Origin of the sequence: Nostoc sp. (genome assembly GCF_036917375.1) — a bacterium.
Taxonomy (GTDB): domain Bacteria; phylum Cyanobacteriota; class Cyanobacteriia; order Cyanobacteriales; family Nostocaceae; genus Nostoc.
In genome coordinates this window covers 1-5,292 of record NZ_JBALDN010000027.1, presented here as the reverse complement: position 1 = coordinate 5,292, position 5,292 = coordinate 1, and the positions used below count along the sequence as shown (strand labels likewise).

Sequence of the window (5,292 nt, the reverse complement as noted above, 5' to 3'; positions counted from 1 at the left end):
AAAAAGCCAAAACACAGAGGTACTGGACAACGAGTTGAAACTCCTAAATTTCATATCACTAATCAGTTTTTCAGCCTTAACTGAACCGTATTGAAATATAAGCAGCAAAAAATAACACAGATATTGGATTGTATATTCATCGAACCCTAAAATTAAATGTAAAAAATGGATTTCCGTTACATTTATTAACTTAATATTAAATTCAGTGCCAGAACCTAGTGCAGTGCGGCGGAAATAAACAGACCATATTGGTGGGAGAAGAAATAATCAGGTTAAAAGCCATCTACTTGGTGGCGTCAACGCGCTGCCAAAATAATAATCATGGCATCAGAGGGTCAAAATCATCGTGAAATCGCCCGCAATTTAGACATCAAGCACCAAAGTACGTTCTTTGACGATCGCTATACAACGCTAAACTGTCCACAGCTTGGAGTATTGGTATAACTTTGATTTTGACTTCGGGGATTGAGATGGTAGCGAGTAAACATTTCATTAATTTAGAATGGGTGGATTTCCACTGTGCTGTACTAGTTGATTGTTCACCTATTAAGAGATACTAAAAGCAGGTACATAGGCAAGAAAATATGGAATCCCTAACCTCTCGTATGCAGGCGGTACAATCGCCAATTATTCCTGTGGTTGGGGAACTGATTAAAAACTCTCCTGGAACCATCTCTTTAGGACAAGGTGTTGTTTCTTACAACCCACCACCGGAAGCCATAGAATTTTTAGCCAAATTCTTAGCCGAACCAACTAATAATTTATACAAAGCAGTAGAGGGAATTCCCCCTCTACTAACAGCACTTGCAGGGAAATTGCAATCCTTCAACGGGATTGAAATCAATGGGGAAAACTGCATCATTGTGACAGCAGGGAGCAATATGGGATTTATGAATGCCATTCTTGCTATCACTAACCCAGGCGACGAAATTATTCTGAATACACCCTACTATTTCAACCACGAAATGGCGATCGCAATGGCTGGTTGTCGTGCAGTGTTAGTGGCGACAGATGAAAATTACCAACTGCGACAAGAAGCGATCGCTCAAGCAATTACACCCAAAACACGAGCTGTGGTGACAATTTCACCGAATAATCCGACTGGAGTTGTCTATTCTGAAGCCGCATTGCGCCAAGTAAATCAAATTTGTGCTACTCACCGTATTTACCACATCAGCGATGAAGCTTACGAATACTTTACCTATAACGGGGTAAAACACATTTCCCCTGGTGCATTTAGTAATAGTAGCGATTACACCATTTCTCTCTATAGTCTTTCCAAAGCATACGGGTTTGCCAGTTGGCGCATTGGCTACATGGTGATTCCTAAACACTTACTTGTCGCTGTTAAAAAAGTCCAGGATACAATTTTGATTTGTCCGCCAGTCATTTCTCAATATGCAGCTTTAGGGGCATTGCAGGCAAAAGAGGAATATTTGAAGAGTCATATAGAAGCTATCGCTCAAGTACGCCAACTAGTATTAGACTCTCTTAACCGTCTACAAGGCTTATGTAGCATTATCCCCGCCAATGGCGCTTTCTATTTTTTCCTCAAAGTTCATACCCAAATGGAAGCTTTTGAATTAGTCAAAAGACTCATTCAGGAACATAAAGTCGCAGTTATTCCAGGTACAACTTTTGGCATAGATGACAGATGCTATTTACGTGTTGCTTATGGGGCGCTGCAAAAAGAGACGGCAAAAGAAGGTATAGAGAGATTAGTGCAAGGTTTGGAAACTATAGTCAATAACTAGGAGTCATTGAATTCCTGCCTCCTGCCTCTTTCAAGAAGGCGTTAAGCTGCTTTAGCGTACCTCGTTCGCAATCCCAAATATAAAATTCAACAGATGCCAATTATTAATAAGTTAATTGAAATTGAAACTGAGCCAAAATTTAATATTCATAATATCACGCCACAAATTCAAGATTTTCTTACCTCAACTCCAATTAAAAATGGACAAGTTTTAGTATTTTCTCAACACACTACAACAGCGTTATCTATCAACGAAAATGAAGTCAGATTATTAGAAGATATAAAAGTATTCTTGCAAAAAATAGCACCGGAATCAGATAGCTATTTGCATAATGACTTGCATTTAAGAGATGTCCCAGAAGATGAGCCGATTAATGCTCACTCTCATTTAATGGCAATGATGCTAACCACGAGTGAGATAATTCCCATTGTGGATGGTAAATTAGCTTTGGGAACCTGGCAATCTGTGTTGTTTTTTGAGTTGGATGGCCCGCGCAAAAGAACTGTATTTGTACAAATTTCTGGCGAATAATCCAATTTCACACCTGCAATGCTCTTAGAACAACCTAAATCTGAGAGAATTACAAACACGACCAATAAGTACATCAGTTGAACTTACCTACAGCAATTAAAAACCTGAAAGAATGTTTTCCAGCATCACCTTGCTTTCCACAAACCAGGACTTTTGTTGTGTCAAAGGCAGAGGCCATTAGTTATGAAAAATAACGATAATTTTGTACTACGTAATACTTGGTACTATGCTCTGCCTAGCAATCAAATCAAGCCAGGCATGATGATCAGCCGCATTTTCTTAGGAGAACCGGTGCTGCTAGTTCGCAGCCAGGATGGCAAAGTGTCTGCGATGACGGACATTTGTCCCCATCGTGGTGTGCCCTTGAGTTGTGGGAGATTCAATGGGCAAGAAGTTGAATGCTGTTACCACGGTTGGCGCTTTAACTCTGCTGGGCACTGTACTGCGATACCTTCTCTTGTGGAGGAGCAGCAAATGGATTTGAGTCGGTTCGACGTACAGTCATATAGTATTCGCGAAGCCCAAGGGAATATCTGGATATATATGCCCGATCCCGATAACCCTCAACCTGCATCTGATATGGAAATTCCGGTAATTCCAGGGTTTGACGATCGCTCTCACCAGTTTGTAGAAGTGGTAAAATTTCCTTGTTTTATAGATCATGCAGTGGTAGGTCTGATGGACCCGGCGCATTCACCCTACGTTCATCGTGCTTGGTGGTGGCGAAATGAGCAATTGCACGAGGAAGTAAAGCAATTTGATGCTTCGCCCTACGGCTTTACAATGCGACGACACCGATTACCAGCGAATGGTGGTCGATTATACTGGCTGATTGGCGGTGGTGTGCCAGAAACAGAAATTTCCTTTCGTTTGCCTGGAGTCAGAATTGAAGAAACCACTATTGGTAATAATCGAGTTGTTAATTTAACGGCAGTTACACCGATTTCAGACACAGAAACGGAAGTAACTTTTGCTCTTTACTGGACACTTCCTTGGGTAGGCTTTTTCAAGCCACTGTTACACGTGCTGGCGCGGACTTTCATTGGCCAAGACCGAACGGTTGTAGAAAAACAGCAAATTGGTTTGAAATATAATCCTGTGCTACGGCTGATTAAAGACTCAGATATGCAGGCACAGTGGTATTACCAGTTAAAGCGGGAGTATGCTCGATCTGTTGCTGAAAGACGAGAATTTGTCAATCCTGTCAAGAGTCAAATACTCCGGTGGCGTGCTTAAATTACTCCAAAGTAAATTCGGCAAATTCTCTTTGCCCAAATAGCATATTTCGGTCTACGGCTGACAATATTTTATTATTGGCACGTTGGCTATTTAAAGAGCGAACAACTAACTGCGCCACATCTGCACGATTGATGCTACCAATAATGTGCGGATCTTCGGTTAAAACGCCATTACCCGTTGCTGGTTCTGACTTGAGTCCACCAGGACGGATGATTGTATAGGTGAGTCCACTGGCAATTAAGTGTTGTTCGGCTTTGTCTTTCTCAGCTAAAACTTTTCCCAGTACCTCTAAAACTTGGGGTGACGCAGCAACAACACTACTGCCAGCACCTATGGAAGATACAAGAATAAACTTTTGCACTCCAGCTTTAACTGCTGCATCGATCAGATTTCTATTACCAGGGTAATCCGGCCTTTCTACATCTGATGGTAAACCGCCAATTGTACTAATAACAGTGTGAATAGGTTCATCTGTGACGATGGCGCGTTCGACATCGGCAATATTCAAGGCGTCTCCCAAAACTACTTCAATACCGATTTTCTCTAGTTCACTAGCAACTGCTGCTGTTCTCAGGAGTGCTTTAACCTTTAACTGTTGAGATGTCAGATATTGAGCAATTTCTCGACCAACACCGCGACTTGCTCCAGCCAGAAAAATATAAGATGCACTTGTCATAATAAATTTAACTATTTACGCTCAAAGGATTTTATCAGAGGATTGGCAGTATTTAATAATTGCTCAAGACCATCGAAAAGTGATTTGCCCCCTCCAGAAGTAGTAGATAGCTATCATTGCAATCTTAATCTAGCGATCGTAAATAACTGAGTAACCATAATTACAAAAATATATAAAATAGCAATTATACCTAACCCAATGGTAGGAAGTATTTTAGTAAACATTTGTGCAAATGTAGCAAATAACTTTTCTTTGGATAAATTTATGGCTAAAAAATCTCAACCCAATCTCGAACAATACCAAGATGTCAGATTATCTGCTACCACAAGAATTTGGGTAATTACAGTTGCCATTCTTGGAGTTTGCGTGCCACTGTCAGCCGTTACTAGAAGCGGTGCTATTCTTCCTTTAGTTGCAATTGGTGGGGCAGCTGTTGGTACAGTTGCTGTTTGGCGTTCTGATGAGCAAAAATCCAAAACTAATTATTTGCACCAGCAACAAATAGAACTGCTAGAACGGAGATTAGCGAATTTAGAAACAATTGTTAGCAGTGATGACTTGAACTTACAAATGAAAATTAAACAGATCGAAGCAAGGGATACTTTTGGCGACTCATCTGATGTAAGTACTACACCCAGACAACCAAAACACAAAGGTTAAAATTAGCCAATCTTCACCATTTATTTCGATTTCAGAGGATATTTCCGAGAATTATCGTTACTAGGTTATTTTTATGTAGCTATTTGCTGACTTAACGTTACTGCAATCTTTAAATCTGTCTCAAATTTAACTTTCCTTTGCAGCTAGAAGTGTTTCTCTAGAAACAGTATCTCAATCTCTATCTCCGTTAGAATTGACTGATATCATTTAATTCTATATACTTCAACTGCATCAGTTCATGAAATGTCTAAGTGCTATCCATCTATCTCTTTCCCGGAAACATTTATCAATGGCTGTGTTTTATTAGACTGTTAATATTACTGAATTTTTAATTAACTAATACCAATTTTATATGAAGCTGCATATAATAGAGAAAACAAACTTGATAAATTAAAATAACCATGAGCCGCCCTTTTAAGATTGAAATCGCAG

The 5,292-nt window shown here is 39.9% G+C and carries 6 protein-coding genes; 5 read left to right on the top strand and 1 reads right to left on the bottom strand.

All coding sequences use genetic code 11. The features are described 5' to 3' along the window. The first annotated feature begins 321 nt into the window (after positions 1 to 321). The 4 genes from V7K45_RS07025 (at position 322) to V7K45_RS07010 (ending at position 3,521) form a co-directional block, all read left to right on the top strand. Positions 322 to 444, top strand: a complete 123-nt coding sequence (locus V7K45_RS07025) for a hypothetical protein (RefSeq protein ID WP_335001744.1) — start codon at positions 322 to 324, stop codon at positions 442 to 444. 140 nt (positions 445 to 584) lie between these two features. Then, positions 585 to 1,754, top strand: coding sequence for a pyridoxal phosphate-dependent aminotransferase (locus tag V7K45_RS07020; protein ID WP_335001742.1), 1,170 nt, complete (start codon positions 585 to 587; stop codon positions 1,752 to 1,754). A gap of 93 nt (positions 1,755 to 1,847) precedes the next feature. Then, positions 1,848 to 2,285: a secondary thiamine-phosphate synthase enzyme YjbQ gene (locus tag V7K45_RS07015; RefSeq protein ID WP_335001739.1), complete on the top strand. Its 438-nt coding sequence runs from the start codon at positions 1,848 to 1,850 to the stop codon at positions 2,283 to 2,285. A gap of 183 nt (positions 2,286 to 2,468) precedes the next feature. Next, positions 2,469 to 3,521 (top strand): aromatic ring-hydroxylating dioxygenase subunit alpha, encoded by a 1,053-nt coding sequence (locus V7K45_RS07010; RefSeq protein ID WP_335001737.1) that lies wholly within the window; start codon positions 2,469 to 2,471, stop codon positions 3,519 to 3,521. 1 nt (position 3,522) lies between these two features. On the opposite strand, the gene V7K45_RS07005 is transcribed toward V7K45_RS07010, so the two are convergent. Continuing rightward, the gene (locus V7K45_RS07005; protein WP_335001735.1) at positions 3,523 to 4,200 is read right to left on the bottom strand and encodes an SDR family oxidoreductase; all 678 of its coding nucleotides are present in this window, start codon (positions 4,198 to 4,200) and stop codon (positions 3,523 to 3,525) included. A 264-nt stretch (positions 4,201 to 4,464) separates the two neighbouring features. Here V7K45_RS07005 and V7K45_RS07000 point away from each other — a divergent pair, with 264 nt between their 5' ends. Then, entirely contained in the window at positions 4,465 to 4,860 is a 396-nt protein-coding gene (locus V7K45_RS07000) for a hypothetical protein (protein ID WP_335001733.1), read from the top strand. Positions 4,861 to 5,292 lie beyond the last annotated feature (432 nt).

Excerpts from the sequence above, each read along its gene's own strand:
- V7K45_RS07015 (WP_335001739.1), top strand. The coding sequence starts at position 1,848 with ATGCCAATTATTAATAAGTTAATTGAAATTGAAACTGAGCCAAAATTT.
- V7K45_RS07010 (WP_335001737.1), top strand. The coding sequence starts at position 2,469 with ATGAAAAATAACGATAATTTTGTACTACGTAATACTTGGTACTATGCT.
- V7K45_RS07025 (WP_335001744.1), top strand. The coding sequence starts at position 322 with ATGGCATCAGAGGGTCAAAATCATCGTGAAATCGCCCGCAATTTAGAC.
- V7K45_RS07000 (WP_335001733.1), top strand. The coding sequence starts at position 4,465 with ATGGCTAAAAAATCTCAACCCAATCTCGAACAATACCAAGATGTCAGA.
- V7K45_RS07020 (WP_335001742.1), top strand. The coding sequence starts at position 585 with ATGGAATCCCTAACCTCTCGTATGCAGGCGGTACAATCGCCAATTATT.
- V7K45_RS07005 (WP_335001735.1), bottom strand. The coding sequence starts at position 4,200 with ATGACAAGTGCATCTTATATTTTTCTGGCTGGAGCAAGTCGCGGTGTT.